General features: G+C 72.5%; 21 protein-coding genes. 1 reads left to right on the forward strand and 20 read right to left on the reverse strand.

Annotated elements, in window-relative coordinates; all coding sequences use genetic code 11:
- Window positions 1–20 precede the first annotated feature (20 nt).
- The 15 genes from ENKNEFLB_RS13735 to ENKNEFLB_RS13805 form a co-directional block, all read right to left on the reverse strand.
- Window positions 21–854, reverse strand: coding sequence for a shikimate dehydrogenase (locus tag ENKNEFLB_RS13735; protein WP_214055925.1), 834 nt, complete (start codon window positions 852–854; stop codon window positions 21–23).
- An 11-nt stretch (window positions 855–865) separates the two neighbouring features.
- Window positions 866–2,029: an endolytic transglycosylase MltG gene (gene mltG, locus ENKNEFLB_RS13740; protein WP_214055926.1), complete on the reverse strand. Its 1,164-nt coding sequence runs from the start codon at window positions 2,027–2,029 to the stop codon at window positions 866–868.
- Complete coding sequence (ruvX, locus tag ENKNEFLB_RS13745; protein ID WP_214055927.1) at window positions 2,026–2,553, reverse strand: Holliday junction resolvase RuvX; 528 nt, start codon at window positions 2,551–2,553, stop codon at window positions 2,026–2,028. Before ruvX ends, mltG begins: the two co-directional genes overlap by 4 nt.
- Before the next feature lie 4 nt (window positions 2,554–2,557).
- Window positions 2,558–5,257, reverse strand: coding sequence for an alanine--tRNA ligase (alaS, locus tag ENKNEFLB_RS13750; protein WP_214055928.1), 2,700 nt, complete (start codon window positions 5,255–5,257; stop codon window positions 2,558–2,560).
- 6 nt (window positions 5,258–5,263) lie between these two features.
- Window positions 5,264–5,590 carry a DUF6167 family protein gene (locus ENKNEFLB_RS13755; protein WP_214055929.1) on the reverse strand — a complete coding sequence of 109 codons (327 nt, stop codon included), beginning with the start codon at window positions 5,588–5,590 and terminating at the stop codon, window positions 5,264–5,266.
- Entirely contained in the window at window positions 5,587–6,150 is a 564-nt protein-coding gene (locus tag ENKNEFLB_RS13760) for a hypothetical protein (RefSeq protein ID WP_214055930.1), read from the reverse strand. The genes ENKNEFLB_RS13755 and ENKNEFLB_RS13760 overlap by 4 nt, the downstream gene beginning before the upstream one ends.
- A 41-nt stretch (window positions 6,151–6,191) precedes the next feature.
- A complete protein-coding gene (locus tag ENKNEFLB_RS13765) occupies window positions 6,192–7,613 on the reverse strand; it encodes a replication-associated recombination protein A (RefSeq protein ID WP_420830508.1) in 1,422 nt (473 codons plus the stop codon).
- Window positions 7,614–7,624: 11 nt separating this feature from the next.
- Window positions 7,625–8,869: an ABC transporter ATP-binding protein gene (locus tag ENKNEFLB_RS13770; protein WP_214055931.1), complete on the reverse strand. Its 1,245-nt coding sequence runs from the start codon at window positions 8,867–8,869 to the stop codon at window positions 7,625–7,627.
- Entirely contained in the window at window positions 8,866–9,972 is a 1,107-nt protein-coding gene (locus tag ENKNEFLB_RS13775; protein WP_214055932.1) for an ABC transporter ATP-binding protein, read from the reverse strand. Before ENKNEFLB_RS13775 ends, ENKNEFLB_RS13770 begins: the two co-directional genes overlap by 4 nt.
- Window positions 9,969–10,970 carry an ABC transporter permease gene (locus ENKNEFLB_RS13780; RefSeq protein ID WP_214055933.1) on the reverse strand — a complete coding sequence of 334 codons (1,002 nt, stop codon included), beginning with the start codon at window positions 10,968–10,970 and terminating at the stop codon, window positions 9,969–9,971. Before ENKNEFLB_RS13780 ends, ENKNEFLB_RS13775 begins: the two co-directional genes overlap by 4 nt.
- Window positions 10,971–11,125: 155 nt before the next feature.
- Window positions 11,126–12,895, reverse strand: a complete 1,770-nt coding sequence (locus tag ENKNEFLB_RS13785; RefSeq protein WP_214055934.1) for an ABC transporter substrate-binding protein — start codon at window positions 12,893–12,895, stop codon at window positions 11,126–11,128.
- A gap of 80 nt (window positions 12,896–12,975) precedes the next feature.
- Window positions 12,976–14,004, reverse strand: a complete 1,029-nt coding sequence (locus ENKNEFLB_RS13790; RefSeq protein WP_214055935.1) for an ABC transporter permease — start codon at window positions 14,002–14,004, stop codon at window positions 12,976–12,978.
- 212 nt (window positions 14,005–14,216) lie between these two features.
- Window positions 14,217–16,001 (reverse strand): aspartate--tRNA ligase, encoded by a 1,785-nt coding sequence (aspS, locus tag ENKNEFLB_RS13795; RefSeq protein WP_214055936.1) that lies wholly within the window; start codon window positions 15,999–16,001, stop codon window positions 14,217–14,219.
- 16 nt (window positions 16,002–16,017) lie between these two features.
- Window positions 16,018–17,379 carry a histidine--tRNA ligase gene (gene hisS, locus ENKNEFLB_RS13800; RefSeq protein WP_214055937.1) on the reverse strand — a complete coding sequence of 454 codons (1,362 nt, stop codon included), beginning with the start codon at window positions 17,377–17,379 and terminating at the stop codon, window positions 16,018–16,020.
- 5 nt (window positions 17,380–17,384) lie between these two features.
- On the reverse strand, window positions 17,385–18,068 hold the full coding sequence (locus ENKNEFLB_RS13805) for an MBL fold metallo-hydrolase (RefSeq protein ID WP_214055938.1): 684 nt from the start codon (window positions 18,066–18,068) through the stop codon (window positions 17,385–17,387).
- Between the two features lie 106 nt (window positions 18,069–18,174).
- Between ENKNEFLB_RS13805 and ENKNEFLB_RS13810 the strand changes: the two genes are divergently transcribed.
- Entirely contained in the window at window positions 18,175–19,407 is a 1,233-nt protein-coding gene (locus ENKNEFLB_RS13810; RefSeq protein WP_246535548.1) for a DUF349 domain-containing protein, read from the forward strand.
- Between the two features lie 72 nt (window positions 19,408–19,479).
- Here the strand turns inward: ENKNEFLB_RS13810 and ENKNEFLB_RS13815 are convergent, their stop codons facing one another.
- The 5 genes from ENKNEFLB_RS13815 to yajC are packed head-to-tail and all read right to left on the reverse strand — an operon-like array spanning window position 19,480 to window position 25,821.
- Window positions 19,480–21,834 (reverse strand): RelA/SpoT family protein, encoded by a 2,355-nt coding sequence (locus tag ENKNEFLB_RS13815; RefSeq protein ID WP_420830509.1) that lies wholly within the window; start codon window positions 21,832–21,834, stop codon window positions 19,480–19,482.
- A 31-nt stretch (window positions 21,835–21,865) separates the two neighbouring features.
- Window positions 21,866–22,414: an adenine phosphoribosyltransferase gene (locus ENKNEFLB_RS13820; RefSeq protein ID WP_214055940.1), complete on the reverse strand. Its 549-nt coding sequence runs from the start codon at window positions 22,412–22,414 to the stop codon at window positions 21,866–21,868.
- Window positions 22,411–23,661, reverse strand: a complete 1,251-nt coding sequence (gene secF / locus ENKNEFLB_RS13825) for a protein translocase subunit SecF (protein ID WP_214055941.1) — start codon at window positions 23,659–23,661, stop codon at window positions 22,411–22,413. The genes ENKNEFLB_RS13820 and secF overlap by 4 nt, the downstream gene beginning before the upstream one ends.
- Complete coding sequence (gene secD / locus ENKNEFLB_RS13830; RefSeq protein WP_214055942.1) at window positions 23,661–25,517, reverse strand: protein translocase subunit SecD; 1,857 nt, start codon at window positions 25,515–25,517, stop codon at window positions 23,661–23,663. The genes secF and secD overlap by 1 nt, the downstream gene beginning before the upstream one ends.
- 1 nt (window position 25,518) lies before the next feature.
- Entirely contained in the window at window positions 25,519–25,821 is a 303-nt protein-coding gene (yajC, locus tag ENKNEFLB_RS13835) for a preprotein translocase subunit YajC (protein ID WP_214055943.1), read from the reverse strand.
- Window positions 25,822–25,840: the final 19 nt, after the last annotated feature.

Consider the following 25,840-nt stretch of genomic DNA (forward strand, 5'->3'; position numbering starts at 1 on the left):
GACACCTCACGCCGGCGTCCTCACGACCGCGCCGCACGCGCCGCGAGCTCCCGCTCGCCGGCGCCGCGCAGCAGGTCGACGTCGACGTCGAGGCCGGTGAAGGCACGGACCTGGAGCACGGCCTGGTGGACCAGCAGGTCGAGCCCCGAGACCAGCACCCCGCCCCGGTCGAGCACGGACGCCGCCAGCGGGGTCGGCCACGGGTCGTAGATCGCCTCGAAGACCAGCCCCGCGCCGGACCACGCCGCGACCAGCCGCGGGTCCTGGGCCGACGCCGGCACGGTGCCGACGACCACGTCGGGGTCCCAGGGGTCTGCGTCGAAGCCCGTGACCCGCACGTCGGGCCGGTCGGGGTGTGCCCGGACCAGCGCCGCGGTCGCCGCGGCGCGCGCGGGGTCCCGGGCCAGCAGGGTCACCCGCCGCGCGCCGAGCTCGCAGAGCCCCAGCAGGATCGAGGCGGCGGTGGCGCCGGCCCCGAGCACGACCACGTCGTCCACGGGCCCGTGGTGCCGCTCGCGGACCGCCGCCGTGGCGCCCGGCAGGTCGGTGTTGTCGGCGTGCACGCCGTGCTCGGTGAGCACGAGGGTGTTCGCTCCCCCGGCCAGCCGGGCGCGGCCGGTGGCCCGGTCGGCCAGGGCCAGCGCCTCGCGCTTCAGCGGCGCGGTGACCGACAGGCCCCGCCACGGCGGTCCGCCGTCACCGGCCCGCAGCCGGGCCACCGTCCCGGCCAGCTCGCCACCGGCGGCCCGGACGGTGCCGTAGGTCCAGGCCAGGCCGAGCCGGTCGTACGCCGCGGCGTGCAGCACCGGGGACAGGGAGTGGTCGACGGGGTCCCCGACGACGGCGCAGCGCACGACGTCCGCCCTCAGCAGCGGTCGGACTGCGTCGCGCAGTACTCGTCGAGCTCGGCCCGGAAGCCGAGGAACTCCTCGTAGCTCTCGGTGAACTTGGTCTCGCCCGTCTCCAGGTTGACCGTCGCGTAGTAGTACCAGGGACCGTCGGCCGGCGCGGCCGCCGCGGCGATGGCCGCGTCGCCCGGTGCCTCGATCGGGCCCGGCGGCAGGCCGGGCTGGGTGTAGGTGTTGTACGGCGAGTCGGACACCGACTCGATCTGGTCGGTCGTCAGCCGCGCGATCGGCTCCCGGCCGAGCGCGAAGTTGACGGCGGCGTCGATCTGCAGCAGCCCGTTCGTGCCCGACGTGTCCGGGTTCTCCAGGCGGTTGTAGATCACCCGGGCCACCTTCGGCATGTCGTCGCCGCGGCCCTCGGCCTCGACCAGGCTGGCCACGGTCATCAGCTCGTGCGGCGTGTAGCCGAGCGCCTCGGCGGCGGCCTCGAGGTCGGCGTCGTCGGCGGCCTGGCGCCACCGGTCGACCATCGCGGTCAGCATCGTGAGCGGGGTGTCCTCGGGGCTGAAGGCGTAGGTGGAGGGGAACAGGTAGCCCTCGGGGTCGCCCCCGGCGTAGTCCGGCAGGCCGATCCGGCCGGGCTCGTCCAGCACGGCCTCGAACCGCTGCCGGGGGAACTCGGTCTCCTCGGCCAGGATGTCGACCACGTCGACGACCCGCAGGCCCTCGGGCACCGTCACGGTGGTGTTCACCAGGTTGCCCGGGTCGACCAGCACCGACAGCGCCTCGGTCGACGCCATCTTCCGGCGCAGCTCGTAGTAGCCGACCTGGATGCCCGTCGCCCGGTCGTCGCCGTTGGCCGTCTCGATGAACGCCTCGACCGAGGCCACCACGTCCTGGTCCTTCAGCTTGCGCCCGATCTCGGCGACCGTGTCGCCCTCGGCGACCTGGAAGGCGACCTCGCCGCGGCCGGGGCCGCTGTAGTCGGCCGGGTCGGCGAAGTAGTCCTCGAGGGCCTCCTGGCCCTTGGTCACCCCGACGTAGCCGAGACCCACGATGATCGCCAGCACCACCAGCACCGGCAGGCAGCCCGACAGCCGGGGGCCGCGCCGGCCCCGCGCACCGCCACGGGCCTCGTCGTCCCGGGTGATCTGCGCGAGGTCGCCCTCGGGCTCGCTCATCGGGTCTCCTTCTCGTCGGGTGCGGCGTCGGGTGCGGCGGCGTCAGCGGGGGCGTCGGCAGCGTGGTCGGTGGGGCCCGGGACCAGCTCACCGGGAGCCTGGCCGGTCCCCCGCTCGATGTCGAGCGCATGCTGAAGGATGACGACCGCGGCGGCCATGTCGACCACGGCGCGCCGGTCCTGGCCGTGGCGACCGCGCGAGCGGAGCGTCGACTCGGCGCTCACGGTGCTGAGCCTCTCGTCGACCAGGCGGACCGGCACGGGGCTGAGCCTACGGGCCAGCCGGTCGGCGAACTCGCGGACCTTGACCGCCGCGGGTCCCTCGCGACCGGACAGCGAGCGCGGGAGTCCGACGACGACCTCGACGGCCTCCGACTCCTCGGTCAGGCGGCGGATCCGGCGGACGTCGTCCTTGCCGCGGCGCACCGTGTCCAGGGGCGTGGCGAGCATGCCGGAGGGGTCGCTGCGGGCCACCCCGATCCGCGCGTCGCCGGGGTCGAGGCCGAGCCGTACGCCGTGGCGCACCCGCTCAGCCCGCCACCGCGGCGGCGACCACGCGGCGCACCTCGGCCAGGGCCTCCTCGACGCGGGTGGCGTCGGCGCCCCCGCCCTGCGCCACGTCGGCCTTGCCGCCGCCGCGCCCGTCGACGAACGGGCCGACCGCGCGGACGAGGTCGTTGGCCGAGAGCCCGCGGGCGCGGGCCTCGTCGGTGGTGGCGGCCACGACCGCGACCTTCCCGCCGTCGACGCCGACGACCACCACGACCCCGGGCACCGCGGCCGGCATCCGGCCGCGCACGTCGAGGGCCAGCTGGCGCACGTCGCCCGCGGCCGCGCCGTCGACGCGGTGCGCGACGACCTTGACGCCCGCGACGTCCTCGGCGGCCGCGGCCAGCTCACCGCCGGAGGACAGCAGCGCCGCCACGCGGACCTTGTCGATCTCCTTCTCCGCGGCACGCAACCGGGTGACGAGGTCCTCGACCCGCTCGGGCAGCTGCTCACGGCGCACCTTCAGCGCGTCGGTGAGCTGGTTGACCAGGACGTTCTCGCGGGCCAGGAACCGGTACGCGTCGCCGCCGACCAGCGCCTCGACCCGGCGCACGCCGGAGCCGATCGAGCTCTCCCCGAGCAGCTTGACGACCCCGAGCTGGCCGGAGCGGCCGGCGTGGGTGCCGCCGCAGAGCTCGCGCGCCCAGTCGCCGACCGAGACCACGCGCACCTGGTCGCCGTACTTCTCGCCGAACAGCGCCATCGCGCCGGAGGCGACGGCCTCGGCCTGCGTCATCACCTCGGCCTCGACCGCGAGGTCGTCCAGCACGACGTCGTTGACGCGGGCCTCGACGTCGGCCAGGACCGAGGTCGGCACGGCGCCGGTGGCGGAGAAGTCGAAGCGGAACCGGCCGGGGGCGTTCTCGGACCCGGCCTGGGTCGCGGTCTCCCCCAGCGCCTCACGGAAGGCCTTGTGGACCATGTGGGTCGCGGTGTGGGCGCGCGAGATCGACCGGCGGCGCTCGAGGTCCACGACGCTGTGCGCGCCGAGCCCGACGCTGACCTCGCCGGACAGCACCGTCGCCCGGTGGACGACCAGACCGGTGACCGGGCTCTGCACGTCGCGCACGGCCAGCCGGGCGCCGTTGTCGAGCTCGACGACGCCCTCGTCGGCCAGCTGCCCGCCGCCCTCGGCGTAGAACGGGGTGCGGTCCAGGACGACCTCGACCTCCTCGCCCACCGAGGCCGAGCCGACCGCGCCGCCGGCGCTGATCAGACCACGCACGGTGCCCTCGGCGACCACGTCGGCGTACCCGACGAACTCCACCGGGCGGCCCAGGTCGTCGGCCACGGCGCGGTAGGCGGTGGCGTCGCGGTGCGCGCCCTTCTTGGACCGGGCGTCGGCCTTGGCGCGGTCGCGCTGCTCGGCCATCAGCCGGCGGAAGCCGTCCTCGTCGACGGCCAGGCCCTGCTCGGCGGCCATCTCCAGGGTCAGGTCGATCGGGAAGCCGTACGTGTCGTGCAGCGCGAAGGCCTGGTCGCCGGGCAGCTGCGTCGCGCCGCTGCCGCGGAGCCGGGCGCTGGCCTGGTCGAAGATCGTGGTGCCGGCGCGCAGCGTCGAGCGGAAGGCCTCCTCCTCGGCGTAGGCGACCGAGGAGATCCGCTCCCAGTCGCGCACCAGGTCGGTGTAGGTCTGGCCCATCTTGTCGCGGCTGACCGGCATCAGCTCGGGCAGCGCGGGGTCCTCGTAGCCGAGCAGGCGCACCGAGCGGACCGCGCGGCGCAGCAGGCGGCGCAGGACGTACCCGCGGCCCTCGTTGCCGGGCACGACGCCGTCGCCGATCAGCATCATCGAGCTGCGCACGTGGTCGCCGACCACGCGCAGCCGCACGTCGTCGACCGGGTCGGCGCCGTAGGTCTTGCCGGCCAGCTCGGCGGCGCGGTCGATGACCGGGCGCATCACGTCGATCTCGTACATGTTCTCGACGCCCTGGAGGAGCATCGCGACCCGCTCCAGGCCCATCCCGGTGTCGATGTTGCGCTGCGGCAGCGACCCGGCGACGTCGAAGTCGGACTTGCTGCGTACGGCCGACAGGTCGTCCTGCATGAAGACGAGGTTCCAGATCTCGACGTAGCGGTCCTCGAGCTCGGTGGGCATGTCGGGGCCGAGGGCGGTGAAGTCCGCCTCGGGCCCGTACGCCGGCCCGCGGTCGTAGAGGATCTCCGAGCACGGGCCTCCGGGCCCGGGGACGCCCATCGACCAGTAGTTCTCCTTCGCGCCGAGCTTCACGACCCGCTCGGTCGGCAGGCCGGTGACCTGGCGCCACAGGTCGACGGCCTCGGGGTCGTCGACGAACACGCTCGGGTAGAGCCGCGACTCGTCCAGGCCCCAGCCGCCGTCGGCCAGCGGCTTGGTGACGAGGTCCCAGGCCAGCTCGATCGCCGTCTGCTTGAAGTAGTCGCCGAACGAGAAGTTGCCGCACATCTCGAAGAAGGTGCCGTGCCGGGTGGTCTTGCCGACGTCCTCGATGTCGGGCGTGCGCACGCACTTCTGGATGCTGGTGGCCCGGTCGTACGGCGGGGTCTCGTCACCCAGGAAGTACGGCTTGAACGGCACCATGCCGGCGTTGACGAACAGCAGCGTGGGGTCGGCCGCGAGCAGCGACGCCGACGGGACCACCGTGTGCCCGGCGGCCTCGAAGTGGGCCGTGAAGGCGGCGCGGATCGCGGCGGTGTCCATCGGGGTTCAGTCCTCCTGCTCGGGGTGCTGCTCGGGGTGCTGCTCGGGGTGCTGGTCTGGGTGGTCCTCGGCCGGGCCTGCGGCGGGCGCGGCCAGCTCGGTTCGGGCGGTGGTGCTGCGCAGCGTGCGGTGGTGCATCTGCTCGCGCAGCTCGTCCTCGCGCTCGGCCTTGCCCGCGGCGACCTCGGCGCCCATCATCCGGGCGCCCAGGACCGCGGCGTTGACCCGGTCGCGGAGGCCGTCGGCGGTCAGTGCCTCGGCGGCGCGGCGCCCACGGACCATCCCGTAGATCCCGGCGCCGGCCCCGGCCACGAACCAGAGCCCGCGGCTCATGCCGCGCTGCCCTCGTCGAGACCCGGGTCCTCGGAGGCCACCTCGGCGCGGCGACGCGCCTCCCAGTCCCGGCGGGCGGCGCGCAGGTCGGTACGGCGCTGCTTGCGGGCGCGCTTGACGTCGCGCTTCATCTCCAGGCGCACGCGGTGGCGCACCTCGGGCGCCAGCGCCCGACGGACGCCGGCGGCCAGGGACGCCGCCTGCACCACGGACTCGCGCAGGACGAGGTCCGCGAAGAGCGGTGCGGCGACCACCGGCCGGTCCGCTGGTGGTCTCGAGACGCTCGCCGGCGCTCGCTCCTCGACCTCCGGCGGGTCGTCGCCGACCCGGGTGATGACGTAGTCGGACGGGGTGGTCGGCGGGACGGTCGGGGCGCGCTGCTGCTGCTCGAGCACGGCCACCACGTCGCGCAGGGCGCCGACCTCGGCTGCGGTGGCGGTCGCCCGTCGCCCGGTCCGACCGACCCGCACCGCGAGGAGCAGGACCGCGACGAGCAGGGCCAGCCCGACCACGACCGGCAGCAGGACTGCCCAGGCGGGGAGGGTCCACTGCTGCGTCATGGGTCACGACCCTACCTGGCACGGACGGGGGTGACCGGCCGCTACCCCTGCCCCCGGATCAGGCGGCGCACCCGCTCCCACCGCTCGCGCACGGCGCCCTCGGCCCCGAGCCGGGTCGGCCGGTAGTAGGTCGCGTCGGCGACCACGTCGGGGGCGTACTGCTGCTCGGCCACCCCGAACGGTGCGTCGTGGCTGTAGACGTAGCCCTTGCCGTGGCCGAGGTCCTTCGCGCCCCCGTAGTGCGCGTCGCGCAGGTGGGAGGGCACCGGGCCGACCTTGCCCGCGCGCACGTCGGCGGACGCGGCGGTGATCGCGGTGGTCACCGCGTTCGACTTCGGCGCGACGGCCAGCGCGATGGTGGCCTGGGCGAGGGTCAGCCGGCCCTCCGGCATCCCGATCAGCGCGACGGCCTGGGCCGCGGCCACGGCGGTGGTCAGGGCGGTGGGGTCGGCCAGCCCGATGTCCTCGCTGGCCAGGATGATCAGGCGCCGGGCGATGAACCGCGGGTCCTCCCCGGCCTCCATCATCCGGGCCAGGTAGTGCAGGGCCGCGTCGGCGTCGGAGCCGCGCACGGACTTGATGAAGGCGCTGGTCACGTCGTAGTGCTGGTCGCCCTGCCGGTCGTAGCGCACCGCGGCCTGGTCGACGGCGAGCTCGGCGGTGGCCAGGTCGACCACGTCGCTGCTCTGGGAGGCCGCGGCCCCGGCAGCGGCCTCGAGGTAGGTCAAGGACCGGCGCGCGTCGCCCCCGGCCAGGCGGACCAGGTGGTCCAGGGCGTCCTCGTCGACGGACACCGCGCCGGCCAGACCCCGCTCGTCGGCGACCGCGGCGAGCAGCACCCGGCGTACGTCGTCGTCGGTCAGGGACTCCAGGCGCAGCAGCAGGCTGCGCGAGAGCAGCGGGGAGATCACCGAGAAGAACGGGTTCTCGGTGGTGGCCGCGACCAGCGTGACCCACCGGTTCTCCACGCCCGGCAGCAGCGCGTCCTGCTGGGCCTTGCTGAAGCGGTGCACCTCGTCGACGAAGAGCACGGTCTCCCGTGACTCGGTCACCAGCCGGCGGCGGGCGGCGTCGATGGCGGCACGGACCTCCTTGACGCCGGCGGAGACCGCGGAGACCTCGACGAACACGCGGTCGGTCTGCATCGAGACGATCGAGGCGATCGTGGTCTTGCCGGTGCCGGGCGGGCCCCACAGCAGCAGCGACATGGACTGGTCGCCCTCGACCAGGCGGCGCAGCGGTGAGCCCGGCGCCTGGAGCTGCTCCTGGCCGACCAGCTCCTCGAGCCGGCGGGGTCGCATCCGCACCGCCAGCGGCGCGGAGGCGTGGTCGTTGCCGGCCAGGCTCCCGCCCCCGACCGGTGCGGTCGGGGTGCGGGAGTGCGCCGGTGCTGCGACCTGCGGTTCAGCCGGGGCCGCCGGCGACGCGAACAGGCCGTCGAGGTCGTCGCCGGTGTCGTCCACGGGGGACGAGGCTACGCGCCCGGGCGGGGCGTGCTGGTGATGGTGCGGGCCTCGAGGTCGTACCAGGTGGGCCCGAAGCCGGGCCGGTCGTCGATCTCGGCCGGGGTGGCCCCGGGGTCGGGGGCGCCGGCGTCGTCGGTGCCGAGCAGGCGCGCGGTGATCGGGCGGTCCGGTGCCTTGCCGAGCTCGCCGGGGAAGTGGCAGGCGACCTTGTGCGTGGGGCCGATCTGCAGCAGCGGCGGCTCGACGCGGGCGCAGATGTCCTGGGCCAGCCGGCACCGGGTCCGGAACGAGCAGCCGGACGGCGGGTTGATCGGGCTCGGGACGTCGCCCTCGAGCATGATCCGCTCCCGACGGTGGCCGGCCGCCGCCTGCGAGACCTCGGGCACCGCGGAGAGCAGCGCCTGGGTGTACGGGTGGTGCGGGCGGTGGTAGAGCGTCTCCCGGTCCGCGACCTCGACGATCCGGCCGAGGTACATCACCGCGACCTCGGGGCAGAAGTGGCGCACGACGGCCAGGTCGTGGGCGATGAAGAGGAACGCGATGCCGAACTCGCGCTGCACGTCCTGGAGCAGGTTGATCACCTGCGCCTGGATCGAGACGTCCAGGGCGGAGACCGGCTCGTCGGCCACCAGCAGCTTCGGCTGCAGCGCCAGGGCGCGGGCGATGCCGATCCGCTGGCGCTGCCCGCCGGAGAACTCGTTGGGGTAGCGGTTGTAGTGCTCCGGGTTGAGCCCGACGATCTCCAGCAGCTCCTGGACGCGCGGCAGGATCTTGTCCTTGGCGACGACCTTGTGGACCTCCAGCGGGGTGCCGACGATCGTGCCGACGGTGTGCCGCGGGTTCAGCGAGGAGTACGGGTCCTGGAAGATCATCTGGATCTCGCGCCGGATCGGCAGCATCTGCTTGTTGGAGAGCTGCCCGATCTCCTGGCCCTCGAAGTCGATGGTGCCCGCGGTCGGCTCGTAGAGCCGGGTGATCAGGCGGCCCAGCGTGGACTTGCCGCAGCCGGACTCCCCCACCAGGCCCAGGGCACGCCCGGACTCGACGGTGAAGGAGACGCCGTCGACGGCCTGCACGTTGCCGACCGTGCGGCGCAGCAGGCCCGAGGACTTGACCGGGAAGTACTTCTTCAGGTTGCGGACCTCCAGCAGCGGCTTGCCGTCGGAGGTGGCGTGGTGCGCAGCGCTCGAGACGGTCCGGGTGCTGGGGCCGCCGCCGGTCGTGCGGGGGGTGGTCGGGCTCGCGTCGCTCACCGCGCGTCCTCTCCGGTCGTGGGGGCGTGGGGGTCGTGCCCGGCCGACGTCAGGAGCTCGGCCTGCTTGGCCTCGAAGACGGCGTCGGGGTCGGGCAGGTGGCAGCGCTTCTCGTGGCCGGGGCCGCGCCCGCCCGGGACGAGCGGCGGCAGCTCGGTGCGGCACAGGTCACCGGGGACCTGGTCGCGGAAGGTGCACCGCGGGTTGAACGCGCAGCCGGACGGCGGGTTCAGCAGGCTGGGCGGGGTGCCCGGGATCGGGACCAGCGGGACGTCGACGTCGCCGGTGACCTCGGGGATGCTCGACAGCAGGCCCCACGTGTAGGGCATCTCGGGGTGGGTCAGGATCTCCTTGCAGGGGCCCTTCTCCACCGCGCGACCGCCGTACATCACCAGCACGTCGTCGGCGACCTCGGCGATCACGCCGAGGTCGTGGGTGATCATCACGATCGCGGAGTCGAACTCGCGCTGGAGGTCCTGGAGCAGGTCCAGGATCTGGGCCTGGACGGTCACGTCGAGCGCGGTGGTCGGCTCGTCGGCGATCAGCAGGGTCGGGTCGTTGACCAGGGCCATCGCGATCATCGCGCGCTGGCGCATGCCGCCGGAGAACTGGTGCGGAAAGTCGTCGACGCGCGACTGCGGCTGCGGGATGCCGACCCGGTCGAGCACCTCGATGGCGCGCTTGCGGGCCACCGACTTCGACACCTTGTGGTGGATCCGGTACGCCTCGATGATCTGGCGCCCGATCGAGTAGAACGGGTGCAGCGCGGTCAGCGGGTCCTGGAAGATCATCGCGACCTCCTGCCCGCGCAGCTCCCTCAGCGTCGAGGACGACGCCCCGATGATCTCGCGGCCGTTGATCCGGATGGAGCCCTCGAGGCGGGTCTGCTTCGGGTCGTGCAGCCCGAGCACCGCCATCGAGGAGACGCTCTTGCCGGAGCCGGACTCCCCCACGATGCCGAGGGTCTGGCCCCGGCGCACCGTGTAGCTGAGGTCGGTGACGGCCTGGACCAGGCCGTCGTGGGTCGGGAAGCGCACCGACAGGCTGCTCACCTCGAGCAGCGGGGCGCCCGCGGTGGCCGAGGTGGTGGGGGTGCTGGTCACGAGATCCTCACTCGGGGGTCGAGGAAGCCGTAGACGATGTCCACGACCAGGTTGGCCAGGGTGATGATGATCGCCACCACCAGCACGGTGGCGATGACCACCGGGAAGTCCAGCGGCGGCCGGGTGACGGCGTCGAGCGCCCACAACCCGATCCCGTCGATCTGGAAGATCTTCTCGGTGAAGATCGTGCCGCCGAGCAGGGCCGCGAAGTCGAGGCCGAAGATCGTGACGATCGGCACGATCGCGGCGCGCAGGCCGTGGCCGAAGACCACCTTGTTCGGGCTGACGCCCTTGGCCGAGGCGGTGCGGATGTAGTCCTCACCGAGGGTCTCGACCATCTGACCGCGGGTGAACCGGGCGTAGTTGGACGAGGAGAACAGCCCCAGCACCAGCCAGGGCAGCAGCATCGCGAAGAACCACGCTCCGACGCTCTCGGTGATCGGCAGGTACCCGGTCTCGTCGAAGATCGGTGTCTTCAGGACCAGGAAGATGTAGGCCATCAGGCAGAACAGGTAGTACGGGATCGAGCTGACCACCAGGCTGGAGCTGACCAGCAGCCGGTCGGTGGCGGTGCCACGCACCTTGGCCGCGAGCACCCCGAGGGTCACCCCGACGACCAGGTAGATGATCGAGGCCCCGATGGCCAGCGAGATGGTCGCGGGCAGCCGCTCGACGAGCTCGTCGGTGATCAGCCCGCGGGTGCCGTACGAGACGCCGAGGCACGGCGCCGGGCAGTCGTACGCGGTCTCGCCGAAGCTGACCGTGCGCCCGGCGAAGACACCCGTCGCGAACTCGCCGTACTGCGTGAGGATCGGGTCGTTGAGACCCATCTGCTCCTCGATCGCGGCCAGCCGCTCCGCGGTGCAGCGGCCCTGGGCGTCGCAGACCGGGCCGGCCGGGTTGGCCACGCCCTTGTACAGGAGCACGAAGACGAAGATCGACGTCAGGAGGACGACCAGGAGCGCCGTGAGCACCCGGCGCACGATGAAGCCCAGCATCGGGGCACCTTTCGTAGCGGAAGAGGAGGGGGTGGGGCCGCGGGAGCGGGGCTCGACCGGGGCCCGGGTGGCACGGGCGGTCCGATGGGGCGGGTCCGGGTGGACCCGCCCCATCGGCTCGTCAGGATCGGACGGACGTCCGGATCAGCAGGGGCTCAGCCCTGGTTGACCCACATGTCCTTCCAGGTCGGCATGCCCAGGTTCTGGTCGACCTGCATGCCCTCGATGGCCGAGCCGTGCGCCATCGCGGTGCCGGTGTAGGAGTACGGGATCACCGGCATGTATTCCTCGGCGATGTACTGGTCCAGCTCGTTCCACAGACCGGGCTGGTCCTCGATCGGCGAGCCCAGGATCTCCTGGATCCGGTCGTCGACGTCCTGCTCGCTGAACACGGCGTAGTTCGAGCCGAGGCCCTCCGCGTTCAGGTTGGTCGACTGCAGGGTCGGCGGGAACCACGAGCCGCCCGACGGCCAGTCGGAGCACCAGCCGGCGGTGCGCAGGTTGATGTCGGCGTCGGGGTCGGCGCGGACGGTGGAGAGCTCGGCCAGGGTGGTGGCCTGCGGGCTGGCGGTGAAGCCGGCGTCCTCGAAGGCCCGGACGAGGACGTCCTTGGCGGCGACCGCGTTGGGGTCGTCGTTGGCGAAGAGGAACTTCAGCTCGAAGCCGGTCTCGCCGGCCTCCTCGAGGATCTGAGCGGCGCGCTCGGCGTCGGTCGTGCCGGGCTCGTGCTCGGGGATCGGGTTGTACTCCTCGCGCCCGGGGATGCCGGGGGGCATCAGGTTGGTCGCGTCGATGATCCGCGTCACGTCGATGATGTAGCCCGCGGCCGTGGTGGCGTCCTCGTAGGGGTAGGCCCAGGCCAGCGCCTCGCGGATCTCCTTGGACTCGATCTTGCGGTAGTCCGGCGCCAGGTAGTAGGTGCACGGCGCGCCGCCCTCGACCAGACGGTCGGCGGCGTCGGACTGGAAGGTCGGGTAGTTCGAGGCCTGCACGTTGTCGTAGGTCAGCGTGCTCTGGCCGTCACCGGAGTCGTTGAGGATGATCTCGTCGATCTGCGCGCTGTCGCGCTGGAAGTCGAAGACGTACTCGTCGGGGTACTGCGTGCGCCCCGGGTCGGTGTTCGGGTCCCACTCCTCGTTGCGCACCAGGGTCAGGCTGCGCTCGGGGTTGTACTCGTCGAACTTGTACGGGCCGCTGGCCAGCGGGCGCTGGGCGTACTTGGCCGGGTTCGACTCGGGGCCCTCGGGGATCGGACCCATCGCCGGGAAGGTGCCCCAGTAGGGCATGTCCGGGAACGGGGTCGCCATCTGGATGGTGATGTCCTGGCCGTCGACCTGGATGGCGTCGAAGTCGGTGCTGCCACCGGTGTAGGGGCCCTCGTACTCGGCGCCGCCCTCGAAGTAGTCGTTGGAGAACGCCGGGCCCTCGGGGAACGCGGCGCGGTCCATCGAGCGGAGCATCCCGAACTTGATGTCCTCGGGGGTGATCGGGTCACCGTTCTCGTAGGTCACGTCGTCGCGGATCGTGAAGGTCCACTCGGTGAAGTCCTCGTTGGAGGTGCCCAGGTCGGTGGCGAGGTCGGGGACCAGCACCTGCTGGCCCGACTCGGCGTCGTAGACCAGCTGGGTCAGCGACCGGGTCACCAGGCCCTGGAGGATGGAGGAGGTGTTGGTGTAGTACGCCTCGCTCGGGTCCAGGCTGTTGGCGCCGTTGACGCTGAGCACGTCGACCGTGCCGCCCTCGGTGGCGCCGTCGATCTCGACCGGGCCCTGCCGCTCGGGGTCGGTGGCGTCGCCGGTGTTGGCGAGGTTCTCCCGGTCGACGTTCTCCGAGCCGGTGGTCGGCCCGTCGCCGCTGCCACCGCAGGCCGCCAGGGACAGCAGGCTCACGCTGGTCAACGCAATGAACGGCTTCTTGAACCGCATCGTGTCTCCACCCTTCCTAGATGGGTCGTGCTTCCTCGGGTGGGGGTCACCGTCGGGGTCGTGCCACCTGCCGGTGAGGGTCACCGGCGGGTTCGGGGGTCGAAGGCGTCTCGTACCGAGTCGCCGAGGAGGTTGAGGGCGAGCACCAGGACGGCGACCACGCCCACCGGCACCCAGAGGTAGATGCCGTAGGTGTTGTAGAAGCCGGTGGCCCGCAGGATGGTCTGACCCAGCGAGGGCTGCCCGGTCAGGCCGATGCCCAGGTAGGACAAGCCGGCCTCGGCGGCCACGTAGGCCGGCAGCGAGAGCGAGGTGGCCACCACGATCGGGGCGACCATGTTGGGCAGCAGCTCCTTGAACAGGATCCGCCGGGTCGGCACGCCGATCACCTGGGCGCTCTGCACGAACTCCCGCTCGCGCAGGGAGAGCACCTGGCCACGGATCAGGCGGGCCAGGGACATCCAGCCGAAGATGACCAGCACCGCGATCAGCCCGAGCAGCTGCGCCCGGTTGAGCGCGTCGAGGTCCGTGCTGAACCGCGAGGTGATGATCGGGGCCAGGGTCAGCGCGCCGAGCAGGAACGGGAACGAGAGGAACAGGTCGATCACGAAGGAGAGGAACCGGTCGAGCCAGCCGCGCGAGAACCCGGCCATCAGGCCGATCGCGATGCCCACGAGGGTCGAGACGATCGTGGCGAGCGTGGCCACCAGCAGCGAGGTGCGCAGGCCGTAGAGCAGGTTGGACAGGTTGTCGACGCCCGTGTTGGGGGCGATGCCGAGCGGGTGGTCCCAGGTGAACCCGAAGTACGGCGGGCCGACCTCGGGGTAGTTGAACTGGTCCAGCACCTCCGAGGGCTTCGGGGCCCCGGGACTGTTGATCTCGGGGTAGATCCCCATCGCCCGGCTGATCAGCGGGGCCGCCAGGGCCAGCACCACCAGCAGCAGCAGGATGGCACCGCAGACGACCGCGACCTTGTCCTGGCGCAGCCGCTGCAGCGCGATCTGGGTGGGCGACTTGCTGGCCGGGGTGCCGGTCGACTCCCGCGGAGCACGACTCGTGTCCTCGGGCTCAGCAGGTGCGCCGGGCTCGAGACCGGACTGCAGGGTCATGCCCACCTCTGTTTCGACGGGGATCTGAACGGCACGGGACGGTGGTCCGACAAACCGCTTGACGGCACGTGGACAACGGGTGTGTGACCCGCACCGCTCGGGAGCCTATGTCAGGTCTAGCCCGGATCCGATGAGGGAGCCGTAACGGTTTGGTTGCGGAACACCCTCCGAGGTGGGCGGCCGCGGACCGCAAGGTCCGCGGCCGACCGGCCTCAGGCCGGGACGTCCTTGCCCGGACGGGCGTCCACACCGGCATCCTTGCGCTGCTCGGCGGTGATCGGGGCCGGCGCCGCAGTGAGCGGGTCGAACCCGCCGCCGGACTTCGGGAAGGCGATCACGTCGCGGATCGAGTCGCTGCCGGCGAGCAGCGCGCAGATCCGGTCCATGCCGACCGCGATGCCGCCGTGGGGCGGCGCGCCGAACGCGAAGGCGTCCAGCAGGAAGCCGAACTTCTCCTGCGCCTCGTCGGGCGAGAGCCCCATGACGGCGAAGACCCGCTCCTGCACGTCGCGCTGGTGGATCCGGATCGATCCACCGCCGAGCTCGTTGCCGTTGCAGACGATGTCGTAGGCGTAGGCCAGCGCGCTGCCGGGGTCGGTGTCGAAGGTGTCGACGAACTCGGGCTTCGGGCCGGTGAAGGCGTGGTGCACCGCGGTCCAGGCGCCGGAGCCGACCGCGACGTCGCCGCTGGCGACCGCCTCGGAGGCCGGCTCGAACATCGGGGCGTCGACGACCCAGGTGAAGGCGAACGCGCTCTCGTCGATGAGGCCGCCGCGGCGACCGATCTCGAGGCGGGCGGCGCCCAGCAGGGCGCGGCTGGACTTGGTGGCGCCGGCGCCGAAGAAGATGCAGTCGCCGGGCTCGGCGCCCACGTGGGCGGCCAGGCCGGCCTTCTCGGTCTCCGACAGGTTCTTGGCCACCGGGCCGGTCAGCTCGCCGTCGGGCTGCACCAGGACGTACGCGAGTCCCTTGGCGCCGCGCTGCTTGGCCCACTCCTGCCAGGCGTCGAGGACCTTGCGCGGCTGGCTGGCGCCACCGGGCATCACCACGGCGCCGACGTACTCGGCCTGGAACACGCGGAACGAGGTCTCGGAGAAGTACTGCGTGCACTCGACGAGCTCCTGGCCCATCCGCAGGTCGGGCTTGTCGGAGCCGAAGCGCGCCATCGCCTCGGCGTAGGTGATCCGCTGGATCGGGCGCGGGACCTCGACGTCGATCAGGGCCCACATCGCGGCCAGGACGTCCTCCATGAGGGCGATCACGTCCTCCTGGTCGGCGAAGCTCAGCTCGATGTCGAGCTGGGTGAACTCCGGCTGCCGGTCGGCGCGGAAGTCCTCGTCGCGGTAGCAGCGCGCGATCTGGTAGTAGCGCTCCATGCCGGCGACCATCAGCAGCTGCTTGAACAGCTGCGGGCTCTGCGGCAGGGCGTACCAGCTGCCGGGCTGCAGGCGCGCGGGCACCAGGAAGTCCCGGGCGCCCTCGGGCGTGCTGCGGGTCAGCGTCGGGGTCTCGACCTCGACGAAGTCGTGGCGGTCCAGGACGTCGCGGGCGGCCTTGTTGACCTTGCTGCGCAGGCGCAGCGCGGCGGCCGGGCCGGCGCGGCGCAGGTCGAGGTAGCGGTGGCGCAGGCGCGCCTCCTCCCCCACCTCGCCGGCGCCGTGGCCGGACTCGTCGATCGGGAACGGCAGGGTCGCGGCGGCGTTGAGCACCTCAACCTCGGTCGCGATGACCTCGATCTCGCCCGACGGCAGGTTCGGGTTGGCGTTGCCGTCGGGGCGCAGCGAGACCTCGCCGACGACCTTGAGGCAGTACTCGTTGCGCAGGGTGTGGGCCACGGCCTCGTCGCGCACGACGACCTGGCAGACGCCGCTGGCCTCGCGCAGGTCGAGGAAGGCGACGCCGCCGTGGTCGCGGCGGCGGGCGACCCAGCCGGCGAGGGTGACGGTCTGGCCGACGTGCTCGGCGCGCAGGGCGCCGGCGTCGTGGGTGCGGATCATGGTTGCTGCTCCTCGGTCAGGACCCGCGCTCGCAGGTCCTCGGTGGGGGTGTCCAGGTGGCGGGGTCGGCGGCGACCTGCTCGCCGGAGCGGATGTCCTTGACCTCGTGGGTCAGGGCGCCCGCGGCGTCGGGCTCGCCGCCGTCGGGATCTCGCCGCGAGAACCAGACGTACGGGATCCCGCGCCGCTCGGCGAAGCGGATCTGCTTGCCGAACTTCGCGGGGGTGGGGGCCACCTCGCAGGCGACCCCCCGGGCACGCAGGGCCGTGGCGACGCGCTGCGCCGCGGGGCGGGACTCCTCGTCGGTCAGGGCGACGAGCACGGCGCTGGGCACCGGCCGGCTGCCGGCGAGGACGCCGTCGGCCATCAGCGGAAGCAGGGTGCGCGAGACGCCGAAGGAGACGCCGACGCCGGGGTAGGTGGTGCGGCCGTCGCTGGCCAGGGCGTCGTACCGGCCGCCGCCGCCGACCGACTTCAGCCGCTCGTAGCCGGCCATGAAGATCTCGAGCACGGTGCCGGTGTAGTAGTCCAGGCCGCGGGCGATGCGCAGGTCGACCTCGACCGAGACCCGGTCGGAGACCACGTCGGCGCAGCCCTCGACGACCGCGGCCAGCTCGGCCAGGCCGGTCTCGAGGAGCTCGTCGGTGACCCCGAGGGCGCGTACCCGCTCCACGAAGGAGGTGTCGGCGACCCGGATCGTGGCCAGCTCCAGGCAGCGCTGCGCCTGCTCCTCGGTGGCGCCGGCCTGCTCGACCAGCTGGGCGGCGACGACCTCGGCGGGCAGCTTGTCCAGCTTGTCGATGACGCGGATGGCCGTGGTGACGTCCTCGATGCCCAGCCCGCGGTAGAAGCCCTGGATCAGCTTGCGGTTGTTGACGCAGAACGTCAGCGGCGGCAGCGGCAGCGCACCGAGCGCCTCGACCATCACGCGGACCACCTCGACGTCGTGGTGGAAACCGAGCTCGTCGCGCCCGACGATGTCGATGTCGGCCTGCGTGAACTGGCGGTAGCGGCCCTCCTGGGGCCGCTCGCCGCGCCAGGCCGGCTGCACCTGGAAGCGCCGGAACGGGAACTCGAGGTGACCGGAGTTCTCCAGCACGTAGCGCGAGAACGGCACCGTGAGGTCGAAGTGCATGCCCAGCGTCGCGTCGGCGGCCGTCTGGTCGGGTCCGGCCTGCAGGCGCTGCAGGACGTAGATCTCCTTGTCGATCTCGCCGCCCTTGGCCAGCACGTCGAGGGGCTCGACGACCCGGGTCTCGATGTTGGCGAAGCCGTGCAGCTCGAAGACGCGCGAGAGCGTGGCGATCACCTCGCGCTCGACGACGCGCTGGGCGGGCAGCAGCTCGGGGAACCCGCTGAGCGGGGTGGGCTTGGGCACGGGGCTCAGCGCTCCTGGAGGTCGAGCAGGTACGGGTTGGTGGCGCGCTCGCGGCCGATCGAGGTCTGCTCGCCGTGGCCGGGGAGCACCACGACGTCGTCGGGCAGCGTCAGCACCTTGCTGGTCAGGCTGCGCAGCATCGTCGGGTGGTCGCCGCCGGGCAGGTCGGTGCGCCCGATGGACCCCGCGAAGAGAAGGTCGCCGGCAAACATGACCTCGGAGACGTCGTTCGAGGCGTCGTACGGCGCGCGGAAGGTCACGGACCCGGCGGTGTGGCCGGGGGTGTGGTCCACGACGAACCGCATCCCGGCCAGCTCGAGGTCCTGGCCGTCGGCGAGCTCGCGCACGTCGTCGGGCTCGGCCCACTCGTGCGCGCCGCCGAGCAGCATCTGCGTGGTCTCGGGCGACATCCCAGCCATCGGGTCGGTGAGCAGGTGCCGGTCCGCGGGGTGCACCCAGGCGGTGGCGTCGTAGGTGCCGGCGACCGGGGCGACGCACCACATGTGGTCGACGTGGCCGTGGGTGACCAGCACCGCGACCGGCTTGAGGCGGTGCTCGCGCACCAGCTCGACGACCCCGGCGGTGGCGTCCATCCCGGGGTCGACGACGACGCACTCGCTGCCGGGACCGGTGGCGGCGACGTAGCAGTTGGTGCCCCACGGACCTGCGGGGAAGCCGGCGATCAACACCCCCGCAGGCTAGCGTCCCCCGCCGGGCCCGCCGCCCGGCGGTGCGCCCACTAGCATGCTGACCGGCGACGCCAGCACGAGACGACCGCGACGAAGAGGATCGGCAGTGACGAGCAGCGAGTGGGGCCGGGTCGACGACATCGGCACCGTGTACGTGCGGACCGCGACGGGCGAGGAGCGTGTCGTCGGTCAGTACCCCGAGGGCACCCCCGAGGAGGCGCTGGCCTTCTACGCCGACCGCTTCACCGCCCTCGAGACCGAGGTGCACCTCCTGGACCAGCGGGTCCGCTCCGGCGTGCTGTCGCCGGAGGAGGCGACCGAGCGGGTGAAGACCGTGCGCGCGTCGCTGGTCGAGGCCAGCGCCGTCGGCGACCTGGCCTCGCTGACGGCCCGCCTGGACTCCCTCGGCCCCGTGCTCGCGCAGCAGCGCAGCGCCAGGAAGGCCGAGAAGGCGCAGCGCAACGCCGAGGCCAAGAAGGCCAAGGAGGACCTGGTCGAGGTCGCCGAGAAGGTCGCGGCCGGCAACGACTGGCGGCACGGCTCGACCCGGCTGCGCGACCTGCTCGAGCAGTGGAAGGCGCTGCCCCGCATCGACCGCCCCTCCGACGACGCCCTGTGGAAGCGGTTCTCCGCGGCCCGGTCGGCGTACGGCAAGCGCCGCAAGCAGCACTTCGCCGAGCAGGACGAGAAGCGCGGCGGCGCCCAGGTCGTCAAGGAGCGGCTCGTGGTCGAGGCCGAGTCGCTGGCCACCAGCACCGAGTGGGGCCCGACCTCGGGCCGCTACCGCGACCTGATGCGCGACTGGAAGGCCGCCGGCCCCGCACCGAAGTCCGTCGACGACGCGCTGTGGAAGCGGTTCCGCGGCGCGCAGGACCAGTTCTTCGGCGCCCGCGACGCCGCCAACGCCGAGCTGGACCAGGAGTACGCCGCCAACGCCGTGGTCAAGGACGAGCTCATCGCCCAGGCCGAGGCGCTGCTGCCGGTGAAGGACGCCGAGGCCGCCAAGCGCGCCTTCCGCGACATCGCCGACAAGTGGGACGAGGCCGGCAAGGTCCCCCGCGACCGGGTGCAGGAGCTCGAGGGCCGGATCCGCAAGGTCGAGCAGGCCATCCGCTCGGTCGAGGACGAGAAGTGGAAGCGCTCGGACCCCGAGAAGTCCGCCCGCGCCGACGACATGGTCGCCAAGCTCGAGGCCGCGATCGCCGGTGTCGAGGCCGACCTGGAGAAGGCCCGCACGGCCGGGGACGACAAGCGCGCCAAGCGCCTCGAGGACGACCTCGCCTCCCGTCAGGCGTTCCTCGACATGGCCCGCCGCGCCGCTGCCGACTACTCCGGCTGAGCCGCCCGGGCCGGTGCGGGTGGGGTTGTCGCAACGACAGCTCGCCCGCCGTCGGCGGGCAGGACCGGCCCGCTACTGCGTGACGCGGTAGGCGTCGAAGACGCCGGGGACCGTACGCACGGTGCGCAGCACCTGGTCGAGGTGCTTGGTCTCGGCCATCTCGAAGGTGAAGCGGGAGGTGGCGACGCGGTCGCGGCCGGTGCTGAGCGTGGCCGAGAGGATGTTCACGTGGGCGTCCGAGAGCGCCATCGTGATGTCGGAGAGCAGCCGGGCCCGGTCGAGGGCCTGGACCTGGATGTTGACCAGGAACATCGACTGCGCCGTGGGCGCCCACTCGACCTCGAGCACCTTCTGCGGCTGCTTGCGCAGCGACGAGGCGTTCGGGCAGTCCTGGCGGTGCACGGAGACGCCGCTGTCCTTGGTGACGAAGCCGAGGATCTCGTCGGGGGGCACCGGGGTGCAGCACTTCGCGAGCTTGACCCACACGTCGGCGGCGCCCTTGACCACCACGCCCGAGTCGCCGCCGCTGGAGGCCTTGGCCCGGCCGCGGCCGCGGCGCCCGGTGATCGTGACGGCCTCGGCGAGGTCCTCCTGGGCGCCGTCGTTGCCGCCGTGCAGGTCGAGCACCCAGCGCACGACGGCCTGGGCGGAGATGTTGTTCTCCCCCACCGCGGCGTAGAGCGCGGAGACGTCGTTGAGGTTGAAGTGGCCGGCCGCCGACAGCAGGGACTCGTGGGTCAGCAGGCGCTTGAGGGGCAGGCCCTCCTTGCGCATCATCCGCGTGAGCTGGTCCTTGCCGCGCTCGATGGCCTCCTCGCGGCGCTCCTTGGTGAACCACTGCCGGATCTTGGAGCGGGCGCGCTGCGACTTGACGAAGCCGAGCCAGTCGCGTGACGGGGCGGCGTCGGCGGAGCGGGAGGTGAAGACCTCCACCACGTCGCCGTTGTCCAGGGTCGACTCCAGCGGCACCAGCCGCCCGTTGACCCGCGCGCCGATCGTGTGGTGGCCGACCTCGGTGTGCACCGCGTAGGCGAAGTCGACCGGGGTGGCCCCGGCCGGCAGCGCGATCACGTCGCCGCGCGGGGTGAAGACGTACGTCTCCGCGCGGTTGATCTCGAAGCGCAACGACTCCAGGAACTCCCCCGGGTCCTCGACCTCGCTCTGCCAGTCGAGCAGCTGGCGCACCCAGGACATGTCGTCCATGTCGCCGCGCTTCTCGGTCTCGAGGCCGGCGCGGCCGTCCTCCTTGTACTTCCAGTGCGCCGCGACGCCGTACTCGGCGCGGCGGTGCTGGGCGAAGGTGCGGATCTGCATCTCGACCGGCTTGCCCGACGGACCGATCACCGTGGTGTGCAGCGACTGGTACATGTTGAACTTCGGCATCGCGACGTAGTCCTTGAACCGCCCGAGCACCGGGTTCCAGCGCGAGTGGAGCACGCCGAGCACGGAGTAGCAGTCGCGGTCCTCGTCGACCAGGACGCGGATGCCGACCAGGTCGTAGATGTCGGAGAACTCGCGGCCCCCGACGATCATCTTCTGGTAGATCGAGTAGTAGTGCTTCGGCCGGCCGGTCACCGTCGCCTTGACCTTGGCCTCGCGCAGGTCGTTCTCGACCTGGCTGATCACCTCGGAGAGGAACTGGTCGCGCGAGGGCGCGCGGACCGCGACCATCCGGACGATCTCGTCGTAGATCTTGGGGTGCAGGGTCGCGAACGCGAGGTCCTCGAGCTCCCACTTGATGGTGTTCATGCCCAGCCGGTGGGCCAGCGGGGCGTAGATGTCGAGCGTCTCGCGGGCGACCCGCTCCTGGGTCTCCTGGCGCACGTAGCGCAGGGTGCGCATGTTGTGCAGCCGGTCGGCGAGCTTGATCACCAGCACCCGGATGTCGCGCGACATCGCGACGATCATCTTGCGGATGGTCTCGGCCTGCGCCGAGTCGCCGTACTTGACCTTGTCCAGCTTGGTCACGCCGTCGACCAGGCGCGCGACCTCCTCGCCGAAGTCCCTGGTCACCTGCTCGAGGGTGTACGGGGTGTCCTCGACGGTGTCGTGCAGCAGCGCCGCGCACAGCGTCGCCTCGGTCATCCCGATCTCGGCGAGGATCGTCGTCACCGCGAGCGGGTGGGTGATGTACGGGTCGCCGCTCTTGCGGGTCTGGGTGCGGTGCAGCTCCTCGGCGGTCGTGTACGCCCGCTCGATCAGCGCGAGGTCGGCCTTCGGGTGGTTGGCCCGCACCGCGCGCAGCAGCGGCTCGAGGACCGGGTTGCCGGGCTGGTTGCGGGTGCCCATCCGGGCCAGGCGGGCGCGCATCCCGCGCGCCGACGGCGGGGAGGCGGTGACGCTGCCGCCCTCGGGCCGGGCCGGCTGCGACGGGTCCGGGGCAGCGTCGTCGGCGCGGTCACGCGTGACGGTCTGCTCGTCCTCCATCACCCCATCCTAGGGGGTGCCGGCACGGGGCTCAGACCGGACGGAGCGCCGTGACCGGGACCCCGGCCACCGCGTCGCGGCCCGGCAGGAAGGTCAGCTCGAGCAGGACCGCCACGGCGACCACCACTCCCCCGCACCGCTCGACCAGGTCCCGGGTCGCCGCGGCGGTGCCGCCGGTGGCCAGCACGTCGTCGACCAGCAGCACGCGCTCACCGGGGCGTACGGCGTCGCGGTGCAGCTCGAGGGTCGCCTCGCCGTACTCCAGGGCGTAGGTGACGGCGTGCGCCTCGCGCGGCAGCTTGCCGGCCTTGCGGACCGGGACGAACCCGACGCCGAGGTCCAGCGCGACCGGGGGCCCGAGGATGAACCCGCGCGCCTCCATCCCGACCACCTTGTCGACGTGGACGGCCCCGTCGGCGTCGCGCCCGGCGGTGGCCAGGCCGCCCACGACCGCGACCAGCGCGTCGTGGTCGGCCAGGACCGGGGTGATGTCCTTGAACACGATGCCCGGCTGCGGGTAGTCGGCGACGTCGACGATCAGCCGGTCCAGGGCCTGCCCACCGCGCTCGACGGCGCTCACGTGTCGCGCTTCGAGCGGGGCCGGCGGGTGGGCTGGGGACGGCCGGAGGTGCCGCCCTCGGAGACGGGCCCGCGCGAGGGCGGGACCGTTCGGCCCTTGCCGGCTGCCTCCGGGCGGCGCGGCGGTGCGGTGCGCGGAGCGGCGGGCGCGCCGGCGGCCTCCTGGCCACCGACCGCGGGCTCGCCGAGGTCGTCGCCCTCGGGCGCGTCGGCGACCGGCATGTCCTCGACGTAGGTCGGCACGGTGGCGTACGGGTCCGCGGCACGCGCGCGGGCCTTGGCGCGCTGCTCGGCCTGCACGATGTCGGGCTCGTTGCGCTTGAGCTGCACCGCGAGGGGCGTGGCGATGAAGATCGAGGAGTACGCCCCGACCGCCATCCCGATGAACAGCGACAGGGACAGGTCCTTCAGCGCCCCGGCGCCGAGCTGGACCGCACCGATGTAGAGGATCGCGCCGACCGGCAGCAGCGCCACGATCGAGGTGTTCACCGACCGCACCACGGTCTGGTTGACCGCGAGGTTGGCGCCCTGGCTGTAGGACATCTTCAGCGCCGGCAGGTTGCGGGTGTTCTCGCGCACCTTGTCGAAGACGACCACGGTGTCGTAGAGCGAGAACCCGAGGATGGTGAGCAGGCCGGTGACGCTGGCCGGGGTGACCTCGAAGCCGACGATGGCGTAGATGCCGATCGTGATCACGACGTCGTGGATCAGCGCGACCAGGGCCGCGACCGACATCTTCCACTCACGGAAGTACGCCCAGATCATCAGCGCGACGAGGACCAGGAACACCCCGATGCCGAGCAGCGCCCGCTCGGCGATCTCGGCGCCCCAGCTGGGGCCGATCTCCTCCTGGGAGATGTCGGCGGGGTTGGTGCCGGTCGTGTCCAGGATGACCTGGACGACCTCGGCGCTCTCCTCGTCGGTGAGCGTCTCGGTCTGGACCTGGACCGCCTGGTCGCCGGACGTGGTCACGATCGGTGACGACGCCTCGGGGATCCCGGTGCCGGCGACGGCCTCGCGCAGGTCGTCGGCGGTGTCCTGCGTGGCGTCGGCGGCCGGCAGCGACACGGTGTACTGCGCACCGCCGGTGAACTCGATGCCGAGGTTGAGGCCCCGCACCAGCAGCCCGCTGATCGCGATGGCCAGCAGGACCGCGGAGACGGTGTACCAGAGCCACTTGCGGCCGACGAAGTCGTACGAGCGGCGCCCGGTGTAGAGGTCGTGGCCCAGCCGTGAGTACTTGCCCATCAGGCTCTCCCTCCCACGCCGACGGCGTGGTCGCGCTCAACCGGCGCGGTGGTGGTCGTGTCGAGACCGAGCGTCTCGTCGGACAGCCCGGAGAACCGGTGGCCGGTGTTGAAGAACTTCAGCCGGGCCAGCGAGGAGACCATGGGCTTGGTGAAGAAGAAGAACACCACCAGGTCGATGATCGTGGACAGGCCGAGCGCGAACGCGAAGCCCTTCACCACGCCCGCGGCGAAGATGTAGAGCACCACCGCGGCCAGGATCGACACCGCGTCGGCCGCCACGCAGGTGGCCCTGGCCCGCGGCCAGGCGGACTCGACGGCGACCCGCATCGACTTGCCGTCGCGCATCTCGTCGCGGATCCGCTCGAAGTAGACGATGAACGAGTCCGCGGTGATGCCCACCGCGACGATCAGCCCGGCGATGCCGGGCAGGGTCAGCGTGAAGCCGGCCGCCTCGGCGAGCAGCAGCACGCTGGAGTAGGTGACCGCACCGGCGACGAGCAGCGAGGCGATGATCACCAGCCCGAGACCGCGGTAGTAGAGCATGCAGTAGATCATCACCAGGCCGAGGCCGATCAGGCCGGCGAGGATGCCGGCGCCGAGCTGGTTGCCGGCCAGGGTCGGGCCGACGTTGACCACGTTGGGGTCGTCGCCGAACGAGATCGGCAGGGCGCCGTACTGGAGGCTCGTGGTGAGGCTGGTCGCGGTGACCTCGTTGAAGTTGCCGCTGATCTGGGCCTGGCCGTTGGGGATGACCCCGTCCATGGTGGGGGCGGAGATGACCGACCCGTCCAGGACGACCGCGAACTGCTCGCCGGTGCCGACGAGCTCGCGCGAGATGGTGGCGAAGGTGCCGACGGCGTCGCCGCCGAGCTGCAGGCTCACGACCCACTGGAGCTGGCCCTGCGGGATGCCCGCGGAGGCCTCGGTCAGCGAGGTGCCCTGGATGACGGCCTCGGAGAGCAGGTACTTCTGCGCCGGGACGTAGTCGGTGCTGCCGACCGAGCCCTCGGGCTCGGAGCAGGCGACCAGCGGCTGCGTTGAGTCGTCGGGCAGCCGGGTGGGCTCGCCGTCGGAGTTCAGCAGGACGCCGTCGTCGCGGCAGGTGTAGGAGTTGAACGCCTCCACCGCCGCGGGCGTCGGGCTGTTCATGAAGGCCAGGGCCTCCTGGACGTCCTGGACCGCGTCCGGGTCGGCCGGCGCCTCGGAGGCGGCGTCCGAGGGGCTCGCGGACGGGTTCTCCGCCGGGCTCTCGGAGGGGCTGGCGGCGTCCGACGGGCTGGCCTCGCCGGAGGGGGCCGGCGTGGTGTCGGAGAACCCGACCGGGGCGCGGTTGGCGTTGCCGCCGTTGCCGGTGTCGTTCCCGCCGGCGTTGCCACCGTTCCCGCCACCGTTGCCGCCGTTGCCGGCGCCGTTGCCGCCGCCGGGGGCGGTGTCGGGGATCAGCGAGTCGGCGCCGCCGGGGACCGGGGCGTTCGAGGGCGCGCCGCAGGGGTTGGAGTCCGAGCAGGCCACGAGGCGGAAGCGGAGCTGGGCCTGGCGGCTGACCGTCTCGACGAGGTCGCGCTGGTTCTCACCCGGGACCTCGACCACGATCTGGTCGCCGCCCTGGGTGGTGACCTCGGCCTCGGCGACGCCGGAGCCGTTGACGCGCTGGTCGATGATCGCGCGGGCCTCGCTGAGGCTGTCCCCGCTCGGGTCGCCCTCGGCCTGCAGGGTGATCTGGGTGCCGCCCTGGAGGTCGAGCCCGAGCCGGGGGCTCCAGCTGGCGGCCACGGCCACCAGGCCGTAGGACAGGGCGACGAGGACGAAGAAGACCGTCAGCGTGCGCAGCGGGCGGGGCTTGCGACGCGCCACCTCAGACGTCCTCGGGACGGGCGGTGTCCGCCGGTCCGTCGAGCGTGGCGGTGGTGCGGGCCGCGATGGAGCCGCGGACCACGGTGACGTGGACGCCGGGGGCGACCTCGATCTGCGCGCGGTCGTCGTCGAGCGAGCGCAGGGTGCCGATCAGGCCGGAGCCGAGCAGCACCTCGTCGCCGGGCGTCAGCGACGCCTGCAGGGCACGCATCTCCTTCTGGCGCTTCTGTGCGGGGCGCAGGATCAGCAGCCAGAAGATGAGGACGAGCCCCACGATCGGCAACAGGTTGACGAGCTGTGACACAGCACAACCTCTCGAGGTC

It is taken from the genome of Nocardioides aquaticus (genome assembly GCF_018459925.1).
GTDB classification, from domain to species: domain Bacteria; phylum Actinomycetota; class Actinomycetes; order Propionibacteriales; family Nocardioidaceae; genus Nocardioides; species Nocardioides aquaticus.

What these genes read in the sequence shown, in the direction of transcription:
- secF (WP_214055941.1), bottom strand. Translation starts at nt 23,661, where the DNA reads ATGGGCAAGTACTCACGGCTGGGCCACGACCTCTACACCGGGCGCCGC.
- ENKNEFLB_RS13815 (WP_420830509.1), bottom strand. Translation starts at nt 21,834, where the DNA reads ATGGAGGACGAGCAGACCGTCACGCGTGACCGCGCCGACGACGCTGCC.
- aspS (WP_214055936.1), bottom strand. Translation starts at nt 16,001, where the DNA reads ATGATCCGCACCCACGACGCCGGCGCCCTGCGCGCCGAGCACGTCGGC.
- mltG (WP_214055926.1), bottom strand. Translation starts at nt 2,029, where the DNA reads ATGAGCGAGCCCGAGGGCGACCTCGCGCAGATCACCCGGGACGACGAG.
- ENKNEFLB_RS13790 (WP_214055935.1), bottom strand. Translation starts at nt 14,004, where the DNA reads ATGACCCTGCAGTCCGGTCTCGAGCCCGGCGCACCTGCTGAGCCCGAG.
- ENKNEFLB_RS13785 (WP_214055934.1), bottom strand. Translation starts at nt 12,895, where the DNA reads ATGCGGTTCAAGAAGCCGTTCATTGCGTTGACCAGCGTGAGCCTGCTG.
- ENKNEFLB_RS13780 (WP_214055933.1), bottom strand. Translation starts at nt 10,970, where the DNA reads ATGCTGGGCTTCATCGTGCGCCGGGTGCTCACGGCGCTCCTGGTCGTC.
- alaS (WP_214055928.1), bottom strand. Translation starts at nt 5,257, where the DNA reads ATGGACACCGCCGCGATCCGCGCCGCCTTCACGGCCCACTTCGAGGCC.
- ENKNEFLB_RS13755 (WP_214055929.1), bottom strand. Translation starts at nt 5,590, where the DNA reads ATGAGCCGCGGGCTCTGGTTCGTGGCCGGGGCCGGCGCCGGGATCTAC.
- ENKNEFLB_RS13760 (WP_214055930.1), bottom strand. Translation starts at nt 6,150, where the DNA reads ATGACGCAGCAGTGGACCCTCCCCGCCTGGGCAGTCCTGCTGCCGGTC.